Below are 16779 nucleotides of genomic sequence, written 5' to 3' on the forward strand. Positions count from 1 at the left end.
CAGCAAAAGATAAGTGCCTGAAGTTATTGCGTTTTCATTACAAGGTTATGACGGAATCAGTGGATTCCGGTGAAAAGGTGGCACTTTGCTTTGATGTGCGCGCAGCTTGCACGCGGTTACGTCCGGCATCCTTGGCGCGGTACAGCGCCTCGTCGGCCTGGGCCGCCATCATCAGGCTGTCGGAGCCGTCGCACAGCTCCACCAGGCCTGCACTGAAGGTGCACCACAAATCCTGCGGCTGGGCGGGGTAGTGGATTTCGGCAAAGCGCCCGCGAATTTCATCCAGCACCTTGCAGGCCGATTCCAGGTCGGTGTCGGGCATCACGATGGCGAACTCCTCACCGCCGTAGCGCCCGATATAGTCGGTCTTGCGCAAACGCTGCTTGAGAAACAGCGCCAGGCTCTTGATCACGCGGTCGCCCATGGGGTGGCCGTGGCTGTCGTTGACCCGCTTGAAGTGGTCGATGTCGAGCATGGCAAAGCTCAGCGGCTTATTCTCGCGGCGTGCGCGGAAGCTGCAGTCTTCGAGCAATTGCAGGATATGGGTATGGTTGTACAAGCCCGTCAGGCTGTCGCGCACCATCCGTGCTTTCAGGTTGCGCGCACGGGCGGCGCGGTTGCGCACGGTGGTGATCAGGTGGCGCGGCTTGATCGGCTTGGTGAGGAAGTCGTCGCCGCCTTCGCTCATGGCGTCCAGTTGCTTGTCCAGGTCGTCCTCGGCCGACAGGTAGATGATCGGCACGCTGACATAACGGTCATTGTGGCGGATCACCTTGGCCAGTTCGGTGCCGGTACAGGCGGGCATATACATGTCGAGGATGATCAGGTCGGGCTGGAAGTCCGCCAGCTCGGCCATGGCCTGGATCGGCTCGATCAAGGTGCGGGTGACAATGCCGGCGCTGTTGAGCAGGCGCTCGGTGTGCAATGCCTGGGCCCGGGAGTCGTCGATGATCAGTACTTTGTAGGGTTCGTACTGGGCGACGCAGGTCAGCACTTCGATTTTTTCCAGCAGGCTTGAGGCTTCCAGCGTGCCGGTGAGGAACTCCTGTCCCCCGGCGCGCACGGCGGCCAGGCGGGTTGGGGTGTCGGTTTCGTGCAGGCTGAAGAACAGCAGCGGCAGCTTCTGCTCCAGGCCTTCCTGAGCTTCGGCGGCCAGTGTGAGGCCCAGGCCGGCGCCGCAGAAGTCCACGTCCATGACAATCGCCGAAGGCAGGCGCTCGGCCATGGACGCGCGGAACGCCGCCACGCTGTCCAGGGAATGGGCGCTCATGCCAAAGAATTCCAGTTGCTTGGCCAGGCGCTCGGCGCGGTCGTGATCGGCCAGCATCACGTAGATCGGTTTGCGCATCGGCGGCAGGAAGGTCTGTTCCAGCTGGTCGCCCTGGCGCAGGCCGGTGCGGGACAGGCGCTGCATCAAGCGGTTGAGTTCGGTGATCAACTGGCTGCTCAGGCGGCCGCGGTTTTCATCCACCGCCTTGAGGGACTCGCCAATATGCCGCGCCAACTGGCCGTGTTCCGGTTGTTCGAAGCGCTCGGCAAAGCGCAGCAGGCGCAGGTTGGCTTCGCTGAGTTCGGACAGGTCTGCGCTCGACCATTCACTGCGTTGCAGGCGCTGCCAGATCTCAAGAATTTGACGTGCCTGATGAATTACCCGCTGGGCAAAATGGTGCTTGAGACGCTCACGGCTGGGGTCTTCTGGCTCGGTCATATCCTGACTACTAGTTAGGGTGCATGCTGAGGTCGACTGATGGCTCTATGCTAGCACCTCTTTTCTGTTACATGAGTGTCATACGTCAATTAAGTACGTGTCTGTGTGATTCAGTTTTTGACCTCATGGTCGCGCTGCGTAAAAAGCGTGCATCCTTTATAGTCGAACCTCTTCCCCATGCCACTTTCGTTTAAAACCGCCGCACCGATGGGCACGATGGGGTAGGGTTGTGGTCCGAGTGTGTGAACGCACCCGGACCATTGACGTGCATGAACTCAAGTGATTGAAAGGATATCGCCATGCTGGACTGGAAAAACCGCGAAGGCACTGCCAAAGGCCCCGCCCCCGAGCCCAAGTCGGCCAACCGCAGCTATTTTCGCAACCTGCTGATGAGCAAGGCCTTGCTCAGTGTGTTGGGTTTGTACCTGTTGGTGACCGGCGCCCTGGGTTGGTACTGGAGCGAAGAACCGGCGCTGTTCCCGGTCCAGCAGAACGCCCAGCTGGCCGCCGAGAAGGACGGTAAGCAGATGGTGGTGGGTTTCACCACCGTCGAAACCCTCAAGACCGTGGTCGGCACCTTGCTGAACAAACCCGGTGGCTACATTTCCAACGACCGTTTCCCGCCGGGCCTGTGGATGGACAACATGCCAAGCTGGGAATACGGGGTGCTGGTGCAGGTGCGCGACCTGACCCGCGCCCTGCGCAAAGACTTCGCCCGTTCGCAGTCGCAGTCGGCTGAAGACGCTGACCTGGCGAAGGCCGAGCCGCGTTTCAACTTCGACAACAAGAGCTGGGTGCTGCCATCCAGCGAGTCGGAATACCAGGAAGGCATCAACTCCCTGAGCCGCTACGAAGCGCGTTTGTCGGACCCGAACCAGAAGGGCGCATTGTTCTATGCGCGTGCCGACAACCTGAACAACTGGCTGGGTGATGTCGCCACGCGCCTGGGTTCGCTGTCGCAACGCCTGTCGGCCAGCGTGGGCCGCGTCAAGTTGAACACGGCGCTGAAAACCGAGGCCCTGGCCCCGGGTGAAGTGCCGCAGGTCGATGAAGAAGTGGTCGAAACCCCATGGATGCAGATCGACAACGTGTTCTACGAGGCCCGTGGCCAGGCGTGGGCCTTGTCTCACTTGCTGCGTGCCATTGAAGTGGACTTTGCCGATGTACTGGCCAAGAAAAACGCCACCGTCAGCGTGCGCCAGATCATTCGTGAGCTGGAAGCCTCGCAGGAGCCGGTGTGGAGCCCCATGATTCTTAACGGCAGTGGTTTCGGCGTGCTGGCGAACCACTCGCTGGTCATGGCTAACTACATTTCCCGGGCCAACGCGGCAGTGATCGATTTGCGTCAGCTCCTCAACCAGGGTTGATGATGGACGCCACTCAAAAAGAGGCCGCGCACCGTGCAGCCTCCGATGCTGAACTGATCTGCTGGGTCGACGAGCAGGACCACCTGCTCGGTGCCCTGGTTCGCGCCGACCTGCGCCAGCGCGGCCTGATCGGCCGTTGCACCTTTATCTTCCTGTTCAATTCAGCCGGTGAGCTGTGTGTGCATCGGCGCACCCTGAGCAAAGCCATGTACCCCGGGTTCTGGGACACGGCGGCGGGCGGGATGGTGGCGGCCGGCGAGAGCTACGCCGATTCGGCAGCCCGTGAGCTTGAAGAAGAGCTGGGCGTCGGCGGGGTGGTGTTGACCGAGCACGACCATTTCTATTTTGAGGATGGCGACAGCCGGCTGTGGTGCAAATCCTACTCGGCGGTCTGGGATGGCCCCCTGCGCCTGCAGCCCGAAGAAGTCATGGAAGCGCGCTTTCTACCCCTTGAAATTGTCCTGCAGGAGGCCGAACACAAGCCTTATTGCCCGGACGCTCAAGAGGGGTTGCGGCGTTATCTGGCTTCACGTCGCTAAAGTTGCATAAATTGGCGCCATTTGGCTCTTAGCAACTGGGCTTTTTGCCGTTACACTGCGCGACTTTTCACCCGAACCACCCAGCGCCACCCCGTAATAACTGTGGGAGCCGGGTGGTACGGTAGCGCTGCCCCTGCCTGAGTGGGGCTTCGCGGTCGGTCGCCTCTTCGCAGGGGCCGATCAGTCTTTGTCCTCCCAAGAGGATTGCCGGTGGCCAAAAAAGCCGCATCCTTCGCCGCCCTTGGTGGCCTGGTATTTTCCACCGACGCAGGTCGACACTGCCCGGACTGTCGTCAGCCCGTGGATTCGTGTACCTGTAAACAGACCCTGATCCCCCAAGGCGACGGTATTGCCCGCGTGCGACGCGAGAGCAAGGGCCGTGGCGGCAAGACGGTGACCACCATCACCGGCGTGCCGCTGGCCGAGGATGCCCTGAAAGAACTGGCCACGTCGCTGAAAAAGCGCTGTGGCACCGGTGGTGCGTTGAAAGACGGCGTCATCGAGATCCAGGGCGATCACGTCGAGTTGCTGTTGGCCGAGCTGATCAAGCTCGGGTACAAGGCCAAGAAGTCCGGCGGCTGAAAGCCTCTTCCCGACCTGTGTCTAAACTCTGTCCTGCGTGTGGGGTCCTACCTTCCACGCAGGCAAATCGTCATTTTCATTCTTTAGACTGCGCCAGCCTCAGAGAGGGGCGGTGCCTTCGACTTCATTTATAGGGGACTTCGATGTCCGTACGACGCACACGCAAAGACGATGGCAGCCAATGGACAGTTGCGGACAGCCGCAGTGTTTACGGGATTCGCCATTGGGGGGCCGGGTATTTCGCGATCAATGATGCCGGTCGCGTTGAAGTCCGTCCGAACGGCCCGAACAGCACGCCCGTCGACCTGTACGAGCAAGTCGACGAGCTGCGCAAGAGCGGCCTGTCGTTGCCGCTGCTGGTGCGCTTCCCCGACATCCTGCAAGACCGTGTACGCCAGCTGACCGGCGCCTTCGATGCGAACATCGAGCGCCTGGAATACCAGAGCAAGTACACCGCGCTGTACCCGATCAAGGTGAACCAGCAAGAAGCGGTGATCGAGAACATCATCGCTACCCAGAACGTTTCCATTGGCCTGGAAGCCGGCTCCAAGCCCGAGCTGCTGGCCGTGCTGGCCCTGGCGCCGAAGGGCGGCACCATCGTGTGCAACGGCTACAAGGACCGTGAGTTCATTCGCCTGGCGCTGATGGGCCAGAAGCTGGGCCACAACGTGTTCATCGTGATCGAGAAAGAATCCGAAGTCGGCCTGGTGATCGAAGAGGCGGCGAGCCTCAAGGTCAAGCCACAGGTGGGCCTGCGCGTGCGTTTGTCGTCGCTGGCGTCGAGCAAGTGGGCAGACACCGGTGGCGAGAAGTCCAAGTTCGGCCTGTCGGCGGCGCAACTGTTGTCCGTGGTCGAGCGCTTCCGCGCCGCAGGCCTGGACCAGGGCATTCGCCTGCTGCACTTCCACATGGGCTCGCAGATCGCCAACCTGGCGGACTACCAGCACGGGTTCAAGGAAGCCATCCGTTACTACGGGGAACTGCGCAACCTCGGCCTGCCGGTGGATCACATCGACGTCGGCGGCGGCCTGGGTGTGGACTACGACGGTACGCACTCGCGTAACGCCAGCTCCATCAACTACGACATGGACGACTACGCCGGCGTAGTCGTGGGTATGCTCAAGGAATTCTGCGACGCGCAGAGCCTGCCGCACCCGAACATCTTCTCCGAAAGCGGCCGTTCCCTGACCGCCCACCACGCCATGCTGGTGGTGCAAGTCACCGACGTCGAGAAACACAACGACGACGTGCCTGAAATCGAAAACAAGGAAGCCCTGCCGGAAACCGTGCAATGGCTGGTAGACCTGCTCGGCCCGACCGACATCGAGATGGTCACCGAAACCTACTGGCGCGCCACCCACTACATGAGCGACGTGGCCGCGCAGTACGCCGATGGCAAGCTGACCCTGGCGGAAAAAGCCCTGGCCGAACAGTGCTACTTCGCTGTGTGCCGCCGCCTGCACAACTCGTTGAAAGCCCGCCAGCGCTCGCACCGCCAGGTGCTGGACGAACTCAATGACAAGCTGGCCGACAAGTACATCTGCAACTTCTCGGTGTTCCAGAGCCTGCCGGACACCTGGGCCATCGGCCAGGTATTGCCGATCCTGCCGCTGCACCGCCTCGACGAAGAGCCACTGCGCCGTGCCGTACTGCAAGACCTGACCTGCGACTCCGACGGCAAGATCAAGCAGTACGTCGACGAGCAGTCCATCGAGACCAGCCTGCCGGTGCACGCGTTGAACGAAGGCGAGGACTACTTGCTGGGTATCTTCCTGGTAGGGGCTTACCAGGAAATTCTGGGCGACATGCACAACCTGTTTGGTGACACCGACTCGGTGAACATCTACCAGCGTGAAGATGGCTCGGTGTACAGCGCCGGGATCGAGACCCACGACACCATCGAAGACATGCTGCGCTACGTGCACTTGTCGCCGGAGGAGTTGATGACGCACTACCGTGACAAGTGTGCAAGCGCGAAGATCAGTGCCAGTGAGCGTACCCAGTTCCTCGACGCGCTGCGCCTGGGCCTGACCCGTTCGTCGTACCTGTCCTCATAATCTGAGCTGACATAAATCTAAATTGTGGGAGCTGGCAAGCCAGCTCCCACATTTGGATCTCCATCTTGGTAGTACCTTCTGTGTGAGGGTTGAAAGATGTCGAGCAAACGCCTGCAAGCATTCACCCTGGCACTCACCGCATTCCTTGCGGCCTGCTCCCCCATCAACGTGCTCAATGCACTCACCCCCTCCAGTACCTTCACCAAAACCTCCGCCATCGCCTACGGCGCTGATCCTCGGCAGACACTCGATATCTACCGACCCGTCCCGGCGATCTCCAATGCCCCGGTCGTGGTGTTTTTCTATGGCGGCAGTTGGAACAGCGGCTCAAAGGACGACTACGGTTTCGTCGGTGAAGCCCTGGCCTCACGCGGCATCGTCGTCGTCATCGCCGACTACCGGCTCTACCCGCAAGTGCGTTACCCCGCCTTTCTCCAGGACGGCGCCCAAGCGGTGGCCTGGACCTGCAAGCACATCGCTGAGTTCGGCGCCGACCCAGCACAGCTCTACGTGATGGGCCACAGCTCCGGCGCCTACAACGCCTCGATGCTGGCGTTGGATGCACGCTGGCTGAATGAAGTGGGCTTGTCGCCTTCGGTGTTCAAAGGCTGGATCGGCCTGGCCGGGCCGTATGACTTCCTGCCGATTGAGAACCGGGACGTGCGGCCGGTGTTCTTCTTCCCGAACTCGCCGCCCGACTCCCAGCCGATCAACCACGTCAGCGCCGGTGCGCCGCCTGCGCTGTTGCTCGCGTCAACCGATGACAAGCTGGTCAACCCAACGCGTAACACCGGTGGCCTGGCGAGCAAGTTGCGCGCCGCAGGTGTGCCAGTCCAAGTGTCCTATTTCACCAAGACCAGCCACGCGACGTTGGTGGCTTCAATCTCCCGGCCGTTACGCTGGCTGGCGCCGGTACTGGACCGCGTTACGGCGTTTATCCAAGCCACTGATCCTGTCGGTTCAAGCGCCACGCAATCGCCCACAAAGTAAGACTGCGCAGGGCCATGAACAACAGGAAGGTGATCCACAGCCCGTGGTTGCCCAAGCCCTGCAACGCCCAGGCGAATGGCAGCGTCAGGGCCACGGTGAGCAACATGCCATTGCGCATCTCCCGCGCGCGGGTCGCGCCAATGAACAGGCCGTCCAGCAGGTAGCTCCACACCGCAATCAACGGCAGCACCGCTAGATACGGCAGGTAAATGTCAGCCGTTTCGCGCACGCTGGGGATATCGGTCTGCATGGCGATAAACAGGTGCCCGGCGAAGGTGAACAGCAAGGCAAACCCGAGGCTGGCGATCAACGACCAACCCCCGGCCACTACCAGTGAACGACGCAGGGATTGGCGGTCATGGGCGCCGATGGCGTGGCCACACAAGGCTTCGACGGCATGGGCCAGCCCGTCCAGCGCGTGGGCGGTCAGCAGCAGGCCATTAAGCAGCAGCGCGTTGGCCGCCACGGTGGCATCGCCCAAGCGTGCGCCCTGCACCGTGATCATGAAAAACACCGACTGCAGCGCCAGGCTGCGGATAAAGATGTCGCGGTTCACCGCCAGCAGCGGGCGCCAACTCTCCCAGACTTTCAACGCTGCCCAGGCGATATGCCCCGGGTAGGCGCGCAGCGCCTTTTGCGTGAGGGCCAGGCCGAGCAGGGCGCCGGTCCATTCGGCCACGACCGACGCACGCGCCGAGCCGACGACGCCCCAGTCCAGTCCCAGGACGAACCACAGGTTCAGGGCGATATTCACCAGGTTGGTGGTCAGCAGAATCGCCAACGGTGCGCGGGCGTTTTGCGTGCCGAGGAACCAGCCGACCAACGCATAGCTGGCCAGCGCGGCGGGCAGGCCGAACAGGCGGGTGTGGAAGAATTCGCGGGTAAGCGCGTTGAGTTCGGGGGAGGGCTGCATCCATTCCAGTGCCAGGTGGCTCAAGGGAATGCCCACCGTGCCCAACAGCATCGCCAGCCCCAGCGCCAGAATCAGGCCTTGCAGCAGGATCTGCCGCAGCGCCGCGCCGTCATTGCGCCCGGCGGCCTGGGCGGCAAAACCGGTGGAGCCCATTCGCAGGAAGCCCATGGCCCAGGCGAGGAAGGTATACAGGCTGGCGCCGACCGCCACCGCACCCAGCTGATGGGCATGGGGCAGGTGGCCGATGACCATGCTGTCCACCAGCGCCACCAACGGCACCGAGATGTTCGACAGGATCATCGGCGCGGCCAGGGCCCAGACGCGGCGATGGGTAGGGCGGTGGCGCCAGTCGTTCAGCAGGGCAGTCATCAAGGCTCCTCGGTGGAGCGGCATTGTAACCGCCCCTCCATCACACCGCAGAACCAATGTAGGAGCCGGCTTGCCGGCGATGGCGGTGGGCCAGCCAGTAAAAATGTGGCTGAAAGACCGCCATCGCAGGCAAGCCAGCTCCCACAGGTCTCCTCACTACTTGTGGGATTTGGCTTGGCTTTACGTCTTGCAAAGAACCAAATCACCCTCCGTCGGTCAATGTGACCAGCACCACATCGGCCGCCCACGGGCTGATATATAGTTCATCCCTCGGACCCTCTCACTACGAGTGCCTCATGCTTAACAAAGGATTGTTCCTGGCCTGCGCGCTGGCCCTGCTGAGCGCCTGCGATTCTTCCGATAAACCGGCTGCCCCGACCGCGCCTGCGGCGGCAAACGTTGCGCCTACGCCCGTCAAGGCGGCGGTGGATGTGGCGGCGCTGAAGCAGCGCTACGCCGGGCGTGAGTTGAGCGTGGTGGATGTGTCCGAAGTACAGCTCGACGGCGCCAGCACCCTTTCCGTGAGCTTTTCCATTCCCCTGGATCCCGATCAGAAATTCGCCGACAAACTCCATCTGGTGGACAGCAAGTCCGGCAAGGTCGACGGCGCCTGGGAAGTCTCCGACAATCTCATGGAACTGCGCCTGCGCCACCTGGAGCCCCAGCGCAAACTGGTGCTCACGGTCGATGCCGGGCTCAAGGCGGTCAACGGCAACACCCTTGCCGCCGATTACAACGACCGCCTGGAAACCCGTGACCTGCAAGCCACCGTCGGCTTCGCCAGCCGTGGCACCCTGCTGCCGACCCGCCTGGCCGAAGGCCTGCCGGTGATCGCGCTGAACGTCGACAAGATCGATGTCGAATTCTTTCGCGTCAAACCTGGCTCCCTGCCGATGTTCCTGGCGCAGTGGGGGCGCAACACCAGCCTGCAAAGTTATGAAGCCCGTGAACTGCTGCCGATGGCCGACTTGGTCTATGGCGGGCGTTTCGACCTGAACCCGGCCCGCAACACGCGCGAAACCCTGCTGCTGCCGATCGCCGGCCTCAAGCAACTGCAGGAGCCGGGTGTCTACCTGGCGGTGATGCGCGCTTCTGGCACCTACAACTATTCCCAGCCGGCCACGCTGTTCACCTTGAGTGACATCGGCCTGTCGGTGCACCGCTACGCCAATCGCCTGGATGTGTTCACCCAGGCGTTGGAAGGCGGCAAGGCATTGGATGGCGTTGACCTCGAAGTGCTCGATTCCGAAGGCCGTGTACTCGGCCAGGGCAAAACCGAGAAAGGCGGCCACGCCGAGTTGCCGTTGCCGAAAAAAGCGCGCGTGCTGCTGGCCAAGCAGGGCGAGCAGACCAGCATGCTGCGCCTCGACAGTGCTGCCCTGGACCTCGCCGAGTTCGACATCGGCGGCCAGCCCTCCCACCCCTTGCAGTTCTTTGTGTTCGGGCCGCGTGACCTGTATCGCCCCGGCGAAACGGTACTGCTCAACGCCTTGCTGCGTGACAAGGACGGCAATGCCGTCAAGCCGCAACCGGTGAGCGTCGAAGTGCGCCGCCCGGATGAGCAGGTGAGCCGCAAGTTCGTGTGGGACTCCGATGCCTCCGGCCTCTATCAATACCAACTGCAACTGGCGGGCGAAGCGCCGACCGGGCGCTGGCAACTGGTGTTCGACCTGGGCGACGGCAAACCGCAGTTGTATGAATTCCTCGTTGAAGACTTCCTGCCCGAACGCCTGGCATTGGAACTCAAGGGGAGTGACACCGCCTTGAGCCCGGCGGACAACCCGGTGATTCATGTCAACGGTCGCTACCTCTACGGTGCGCCGGCCTCGGGTAACCGGGTCAGCGGCCAGGTTTACGTGCGGCCGTTGCGCGAGGCGGTCAAGGCGCTGCCGGGTTACCAGTTCGGCTCCATCACCGAAGAGGAACTGAGCCAGGATTTCGAACTGGACGAAAGCGTGCTCGACGCCAAGGGCCAGGAAGACCTGACCCTGGAAAGCAAGTGGGCCCACGTCAAATCGCCGTTGCAATTGATCGTACAGGCCAGCTTGCAAGAGTCGGGCGGTCGGCCGATCACCCGGCGCCTGGTGCAGCCTATCTGGCCGGCCGAGCAACTGCCAGGCCTGCGTGGGCTGTTTGACGGCAAGGAAACCAATGGCGATGGCCCGGCGGAATTCGAAGTGCTGGTGGCCAACCAGGAGGGGCAGAAACTCGCCGCACAAAACCTCAAGGTGCGCCTGGTGCGCGAGCGCCGCGACTACTACTGGAACTACTCCGACAACGATGGCTGGAGTTACCACTTCAACGAGAAATTCCTCAACCTTGATGAGCAGACCCTGAACATCAAGGCCGGCGACACCGCCAAGGTCAGCTTCCAGGTGGAGTGGGGCCCGTACCGTGTAGAGGTCGAAGACCCGCAGACCGGGCTGATCAGCAGCCTGCGCTTCTGGGCCGGCTACCAGGCCCAGGACAACACCGAAGGCGGCGCCGTACGCCCCGACCAGGTCAAGCTGGCGCTGGACAAGCCTGCCTATGGCGACGGCGATACCGCCAACGTCACCGTCACCCCGCCCGCGGCGGGCAAAGGCTACCTGCTGGTGGAGTCTGCCGAAGGACCGCTGTGGTGGCAGGAAATCGATGTGCCGGCCGAAGGCAAAAGCTTTGCCGTGAAGCTTGACCCGAAATGGTCGCGCCATGACCTGTATGTGAGTGCTCTGGTCATCCGCCCCGGTGAGCGCAAGGCCAATATCACGCCGAAACGTGCCGTTGGCCTGCTGCACCTGCCGTTGGACCGCACCCAGCGCAAGCTCGGCGTGACCCTCACCGCGCCAGAAAAAATGCGCCCCAAACAACCGCTGACGGTGAAGGTCGCCGCCAGGAATGCCGATGGCAGCGTGCCGAAACAGGTGCATGTGCTGGTGGCGGCGGTGGACGTGGGCATCCTCAACATCACCGAATACCCGACACCGGACCCGTATTCCAGCCTGTTCGGCCGCAAGGCTTATGGCGTGGACCAGTTCGACATCTACGGCCAGTTGATCGAAGCCGGCCAGGGCCGTTTGGCCAGCCTGGCGTTCGGCGGCGATGCCGCCTTGGCCAAGGGCGGCAAGCGCCCGGACACCAGTGTGACCATCGTCGCCCTGCAAAGCGCGCCGGTGACGTTGAATGACAAGGGCGAGGGTGAAGTCAGCGTCAACATCCCCGACTTCAACGGCGAACTGCGCCTGATGGCCCAGGCCTGGAGCGACGATCGCTACGGCATGGCCGAAGCCAAGACGGTGATTGCCGCCCCGCTGATTGCCGAGCTGTCGGCCCCACGTTTCCTGGCCGGTGGCGACCAGACCACTCTGGCGCTGGACCTGTCCAACCTGTCGGGCAAGGCACAGAAGCTCGATGTGCAACTGACGACTGAAGGGCAGCTGGAGCTGGTCAACAGTGCTGCGCAGACCGTGGAGTTGAAACAAGGCCAGCGCACCACGCTGCGCATCCCGGTCAAGGCGTGGGGCGGGTTGGGGCAGGGCAAAGTCAAGGTCAGTGTGAATGGCCTGGACCTGCCGGGTGAAAACCTGCCGCCGTTCAGCCGCGAATGGACCTTGGGCGTGCGCCCGGCGTATCCGGCGTTGCTCAAGCACTACCGTGCGGTGCTCAAGGATCAGCCTTGGAACCTGCCAGCCGGCACCCTGGATCAATTCGATGCGTCGGGTCGTGAGGCGCTGCTGAGCCTTTCGAGCCGGCCGCCGCTGAACCTCGGCGCGCAGATCAGTGCACTCAAGGCGTACCCCTATGGCTGCCTGGAGCAGACTGCCAGCGGTTTGTACCCCTCGCTGTATGCCGATAATGCGTTGCTCAAGCAACTGGCGATCAAAGGCGAGTCGGACACTGAACGCAAACGCAAGATTGAGCTGGGCATTGAGCGCCTGCTGGGTATGCAGCGCTACAACGGCAGCTTCGGTTTGTGGGGCGCCGATGGCGAAGAAGAATATTGGTTGACCGCCTATGTCACCGACTTCTTGCTGCGCGCTCGCGACCAGGGCTTTGCCGTGCCGCCCGAGGCCTTGAAGAAGGCCAGCGAGCGCTTGCTGCGTTATGTGCAGGAACGCAACCTGATCGAAGTCGACTACAGCGACAACGCCGACCACACCCGCTTTGCCGTGCAAGCTTACGCCGGCATGGTCCTGGCGCGCAGCCAGCAGGCGCCGCTGGGCGCATTGCGCAGCCTGTTCGAACGGCGCAGCGATGCACGCTCAGGCTTGCCGCTGGTACAGCTGTCGATTGCCCTGCAGAAAATGGGTGATCAGCCACGGGCCGACCAAGCCTTGCTCGCCGGGTTGGGGGTGCAGCGCAACGCCAAGGAATGGCTCGCCGACTACGGCAGCCCCTTGCGCGACCAGGCGATGATCCTGGCGCTGCTGGAGGAGAACGACCTGGCCAAGGGCAAGCGTGAGGAGCGCCTGTTTACGCTCTCGGATTTGCTGGCGGCCAGCCCGTACCTGTCGACCCAGGAGCGCAACTCGCTGTTCCTCGCCGGGCGCCTGGGGTTTGCCAAGCCGGACGCGAATTGGAGCGTGACGCTTGACGGCAGCGGCGGTGTGCATGAGCTGAATAACCAGCAATCGACCCTGGAGCTGGAAGGCAAGTTGTTGTCCGGCGACCTGAGCCTGAGCAATAAAGGCGAAGCACCGGTGTATCAACAACTGACGATCTCGGGTTATCCACAAGTGCCTCCGACTGCGGGTGGGGATAACTTGAGCATCCGTCGCGAATACCTGGGCATGAATGGCCAGCCGTTGAACCTGCGCAACCTCAACAGCGGTGACCTGGTGCTGGTGCATTTAGCGGTGAGCGCCAAACAGCGCGTGCCGGATGCCTTGGTGGTAGACCTGCTGCCGGCGGGCCTTGAGCTGGAAAACCAGAACCTCGCCCAAAGCGCCGCCAGCCTGGAAAACGCCAGCAGCCAAGTGAAGGAATGGCGCGAGTCGATGCAGAATGCGGCCCTCAAGCACCAGGAGTTCCGTGATGACCGCTACGTGGCGGCGCTGAAGTTGGAAGAGTCCGGCACGACCCACCTGCTGTACCTGGCACGGGCTGTAACGCCAGGTACTTACCGGGTGCCGCCGCCGCAGGTGGAGTCGATGTACCGGCCGAACTGGCAGGCGGTGGGTGAAACCCCGGCCGACTTGGTGATCAAAGGGCGATGAAGATCTCTATTTGAAATGGGCCTTAATGTGGGAGCGGGCTTGCTCGCGAAGACGGTGTGTCAGTACGAGATTAGCTGACTGACACTCCGCTTTCGCGAGCAAGCCCGCTCCCACAGGGGGATTGCGGTGTTTTGAGATTAGTGCACCACCCAGCTCAGCAGCCACAACCCCAGCATCAACCAGATGATCCCCATGATGATCGACGCCCGCATGAACGCGCGCACGGCCGAGTACAGCAGCATCAGGCCGATGATCAGTGTAAGGATGCTGATGATCGAGGTGTCCATACCCAACGTACGCGACAGGCCTTCGATAAAGTTGCCGCCAGCGTGGGTCAAGGCACCGAACAAACCGCTGAGCCCGTCGACGATAAAACGGATGACGGAACCGAGCGCCTGGCCCAACCATTCGAAGAAGCTTTCTACCTGCATATGTGTGTCCTGATGAGAAGGTGGGCGTATCTGTGCCTTTGGTTGTTAATGCGACAGGCTAGTTCCCTACCAGCATAGAGGTTTGACGGTTTAAACATGGGTTTCCTTTATCACGGGTGTACTCGGTTCAATGTGGGAGCTGGCTTGTCGAAACGTCGCACCGCGGCGATGGCGGTGGATCGGTGACACATCTGCCAACTGTCTCAACGCCACCGCTATCGCTATCGCCGGCAAGCCGGCTCCTACAGGTTTTGCGTTGGGCGGTGGGCAGTGTATTGCTGCTGGTTGCCCTGCTATGGCTCGCCGACCGCATCTGGCCCTTGCCCCTGCCCAAGGATGACCTGGCCCGGGTGGTGTTGGCCGAGGATGGCACACCGTTATGGCGCTTCGCCGATGCCAACGGCGTATGGCGCTACCCGATTCAAAGCCGTGAAGTCTCGCCTTACTACCTCGATGCGCTGCTGACCTACGAAGACCGCTGGTTCTATCAGCACCCCGGGGTTAATCCGCTGGCGCTGGTGCGGGCGACGTGGCAGAACCTCACCGGCGCGCGGGTGGTGTCGGGCGGCAGTACGTTGTCGATGCAGGTGGCGCGGCTGCTGGATCCGCATTCGCGCACCTTTCACGGCAAGTTGCGCCAGTTGTGGCGTACCGCGCAGTTGGAATGGCACCTGTCCAAGGACGAGATCCTCAACCTGTACCTCAATCGTGCACCGTTCGGCGGCACCTTGCAGGGCGTGGCCGCGGCCAGTTGGGCTTACCTGGGCAAGTCCCCAGCCCAATTGACCCACGCCGAAGCCGCCTTGCTCGCCGTATTGCCCCAAGGCCCCAGCCGCCTGCGCCCGGACCGTCACCCCCAGCGCGCCCAGGAAGCCCGCGACAAAGTGCTGCGCCGTCTCGCCGAATTCCAGGTGTGGCCGCAGTCGGCCGTCGACGAAGCCCTGGAAGAACCGCTGCTGCTCGCGCCGCGCCTGGAGCCGAGCCTGGCGCCTTTGCTGGCTCGGCGCCTGAACCGCCCCGACAGCCCGCCGTTGATCCGCACCACCCTGGACGCCACCCTGCAACGCCGTCTTGAAGACCTGCTGCTGGGCTGGCGCGCGCGTTTACCGGAGCACACTTCGGCCGCGATCCTGGTGGTGGAAGAAGAGAGCATGGCCGTGCGCGCCTATCTGGGCTCGGTGGACATCAACGACGCCAAGCGCTTTGGCCATGTGGACATGGTCAGCGCCTTGCGTTCTCCCGGTTCGACCTTGAAGCCATTCCTGTACGGCATGGCCCTGGACGACGGGCTGATCCACTCCGAATCCCTGTTACAGGACGTGCCCCGGCGCTATGGCGATTACCGGCCGGGCAACTTCTCCATGGGTTTCAGCGGTGCGGTGCCGGCGAGTACGGCATTGTCCAGTTCGCTGAACCTGCCGGCCGTGCAGTTGCTGGAAGCCTACGGGCCGAAGCGGTTTGCCGCGCAGATGCGCATCGGTGGCGTGCCGTTGGCCTTGCCGGCGCTGGCCGAGCCCAACCTGGCGCTGATCCTCGGCGGTGCCGGCAGCCGCCTGGAAGACCTGGTGAGTGGCTACAGTGCCTTTGCGCGGGACGGCAAGAGCGCGACGATTCGTTTGCAGCCCGACGATGTCCTGCGCGAGCGCCCGATGCTCTCACCGGGGGCGGCGTGGATTGTGCGGCGCATCCTCAGTGGCCAGGCCCGGCCCGACCGCGATCCCCGTGCCGAACTGGTGCAGCGCCCGGTGCTGGCGTGGAAAACAGGCACCAGCTATGGCTTCAGGGATGCCTGGGCGATTGGCGTGGGGCCGCGTTACCTGATCGGTGTATGGATCGGCCGTCCGGACGGCACGCCGGTGCCTGGCCAATTCGGCCTGGCATCGGCCGCGCCGTTGATGCTGCAGGTACACGACGTGCTGACCAACCGCGACAGCCAGCGTGGCATCAGTGCCCCGGTGAAGCCGGTGCCGGCCAATGTCGGCGTGGCGGCGATCTGTTGGCCGCTGGGCCAGCCCATGAGCCGCTCCGACCCCAACTGCCGCCGCCAACGCTTTGCATGGACGCTGGACAACACCACACCGCCGACCCTGCAGGCGCTGGATCAACCGCTGAGTGTGGGGTTGATGGAAAGTGTCTGGGTCAATGCCAAGGGCTTGCGGGTTGATGCGAGTTGCCCAGGCGCGTCGCTCAAAAATATCGCCCTCTGGCCCGCGCCGTTGGAACCTTGGCTGCCCAGGATTGAACGTCGCGAAGCCCGTATTCCGGCCGCTGATCCCGATTGCCCACCGCCTGCGCTGGCGGCGTCTTCACCGTTGTCGATCGTTGGCGTGCGTGAGGGCGACCAACTACGTTTGCCGGCGGGCAGCCAACAAGCGCTACGCCTGAAGCTTTCCGCGCTGGGGGGCAGTGGGCGGCGTTGGTGGTTCCTGAATGGCGCGCCGTTGGGGGACAGTGCTAACCAGGATTTTATCAACACCAGTTTCGAGCAATTGGGGCGTTATCAACTGAGTGTGCTGGATGAGGCTGGCCAAACTGCCCGGCTGGAGTTCAGCGTTGTCGATTAGATCGCCATCGCAGGCAAGCCAGCTCCCACAGTTGATTGGGCTCACACGGTCAAAATGTGGGAGC

Annotated in this window: 10 protein-coding genes; 7 read left to right on the forward strand and 3 right to left on the reverse strand. The window is 62.6% G+C overall.

Translation table 11 applies throughout. The features are described 5' to 3' along the window. Window positions 1-37: 37 nt before the first annotated feature. A complete protein-coding gene (locus HX803_RS00320; protein ID WP_178918447.1) occupies window positions 38-1708 on the reverse strand; it encodes a PleD family two-component system response regulator in 1671 nt (556 codons plus the stop codon). Window positions 1709-2007: 299 nt separating this feature from the next. Here HX803_RS00320 and HX803_RS00325 point away from each other — a divergent pair, with 299 nt between their 5' ends. From HX803_RS00325 to HX803_RS00345, 5 genes are all read left to right on the forward strand, one after another. After that, window positions 2008-3075 carry a DUF2333 family protein gene (locus HX803_RS00325; RefSeq protein WP_178918448.1) on the forward strand — a complete coding sequence of 356 codons (1068 nt, stop codon included), beginning with the start codon at window positions 2008-2010 and terminating at the stop codon, window positions 3073-3075. A 2-nt stretch (window positions 3076-3077) separates the two neighbouring features. Beyond that, entirely contained in the window at window positions 3078-3614 is a 537-nt protein-coding gene (locus HX803_RS00330; protein ID WP_178918449.1) for an NUDIX hydrolase, read from the forward strand. A gap of 210 nt (window positions 3615-3824) precedes the next feature. Then, window positions 3825-4196 carry a translation initiation factor Sui1 gene (locus HX803_RS00335; protein ID WP_178918450.1) on the forward strand — a complete coding sequence of 124 codons (372 nt, stop codon included), beginning with the start codon at window positions 3825-3827 and terminating at the stop codon, window positions 4194-4196. Window positions 4197-4339: 143 nt separating this feature from the next. Then, window positions 4340-6253, forward strand: a complete 1914-nt coding sequence (gene speA / locus HX803_RS00340) for an arginine decarboxylase (protein ID WP_178918451.1) — start codon at window positions 4340-4342, stop codon at window positions 6251-6253. A 96-nt stretch (window positions 6254-6349) separates the two neighbouring features. Beyond that, a complete protein-coding gene (locus HX803_RS00345) occupies window positions 6350-7243 on the forward strand; it encodes an alpha/beta hydrolase (protein WP_178918452.1) in 894 nt (297 codons plus the stop codon). On the opposite strand, the gene HX803_RS00350 is transcribed toward HX803_RS00345, so the two are convergent. Further along, entirely contained in the window at window positions 7188-8525 is a 1338-nt protein-coding gene (locus HX803_RS00350) for an MATE family efflux transporter (RefSeq protein ID WP_178918453.1), read from the reverse strand. The two genes, HX803_RS00345 and HX803_RS00350, sit on opposite strands and share 56 nt — an antisense overlap. 296 nt (window positions 8526-8821) lie before the next feature. Here HX803_RS00350 and HX803_RS00355 point away from each other — a divergent pair, with 296 nt between their 5' ends. Further along, entirely contained in the window at window positions 8822-13720 is a 4899-nt protein-coding gene (locus HX803_RS00355) for an alpha-2-macroglobulin (RefSeq protein ID WP_178918454.1), read from the forward strand. Window positions 13721-13857: 137 nt separating this feature from the next. Here HX803_RS00355 and HX803_RS00360 read toward each other — a convergent pair whose 3' ends face one another. Then, entirely contained in the window at window positions 13858-14151 is a 294-nt protein-coding gene (locus tag HX803_RS00360; RefSeq protein WP_017527871.1) for a hypothetical protein, read from the reverse strand. Between the two features lie 251 nt (window positions 14152-14402). Between HX803_RS00360 and pbpC the strand changes: the two genes are divergently transcribed. Further along, window positions 14403-16715, forward strand: coding sequence for a peptidoglycan glycosyltransferase PbpC (gene pbpC, locus HX803_RS00365; RefSeq protein ID WP_178918455.1), 2313 nt, complete (start codon window positions 14403-14405; stop codon window positions 16713-16715). The last annotated feature ends 64 nt before the right edge of the window (window positions 16716-16779 follow it).

Origin of the sequence: Pseudomonas sp. P7548, from assembly GCF_013386585.1 — a bacterium.
GTDB lineage: Bacteria > Pseudomonadota > Gammaproteobacteria > Pseudomonadales > Pseudomonadaceae > Aquipseudomonas.

Bases quoted from the DNA above. Each gene is read 5' to 3' on its own strand.
- HX803_RS00320 (WP_178918447.1), bottom strand. From the start codon at position 1,708: ATGACCGAGCCAGAAGACCCCAGCCGTGAGCGTCTCAAGCACCATTTT.
- HX803_RS00325 (WP_178918448.1), top strand. From the start codon at position 2,008: ATGCTGGACTGGAAAAACCGCGAAGGCACTGCCAAAGGCCCCGCCCCC.
- HX803_RS00330 (WP_178918449.1), top strand. From the start codon at position 3,078: ATGGACGCCACTCAAAAAGAGGCCGCGCACCGTGCAGCCTCCGATGCT.
- speA (WP_178918451.1), top strand. From the start codon at position 4,340: ATGTCCGTACGACGCACACGCAAAGACGATGGCAGCCAATGGACAGTT.
- HX803_RS00345 (WP_178918452.1), top strand. From the start codon at position 6,350: ATGTCGAGCAAACGCCTGCAAGCATTCACCCTGGCACTCACCGCATTC.
- HX803_RS00350 (WP_178918453.1), bottom strand. From the start codon at position 8,525: ATGACTGCCCTGCTGAACGACTGGCGCCACCGCCCTACCCATCGCCGC.
- HX803_RS00355 (WP_178918454.1), top strand. From the start codon at position 8,822: ATGCTTAACAAAGGATTGTTCCTGGCCTGCGCGCTGGCCCTGCTGAGC.
- HX803_RS00360 (WP_017527871.1), bottom strand. From the start codon at position 14,151: ATGCAGGTAGAAAGCTTCTTCGAATGGTTGGGCCAGGCGCTCGGTTCC.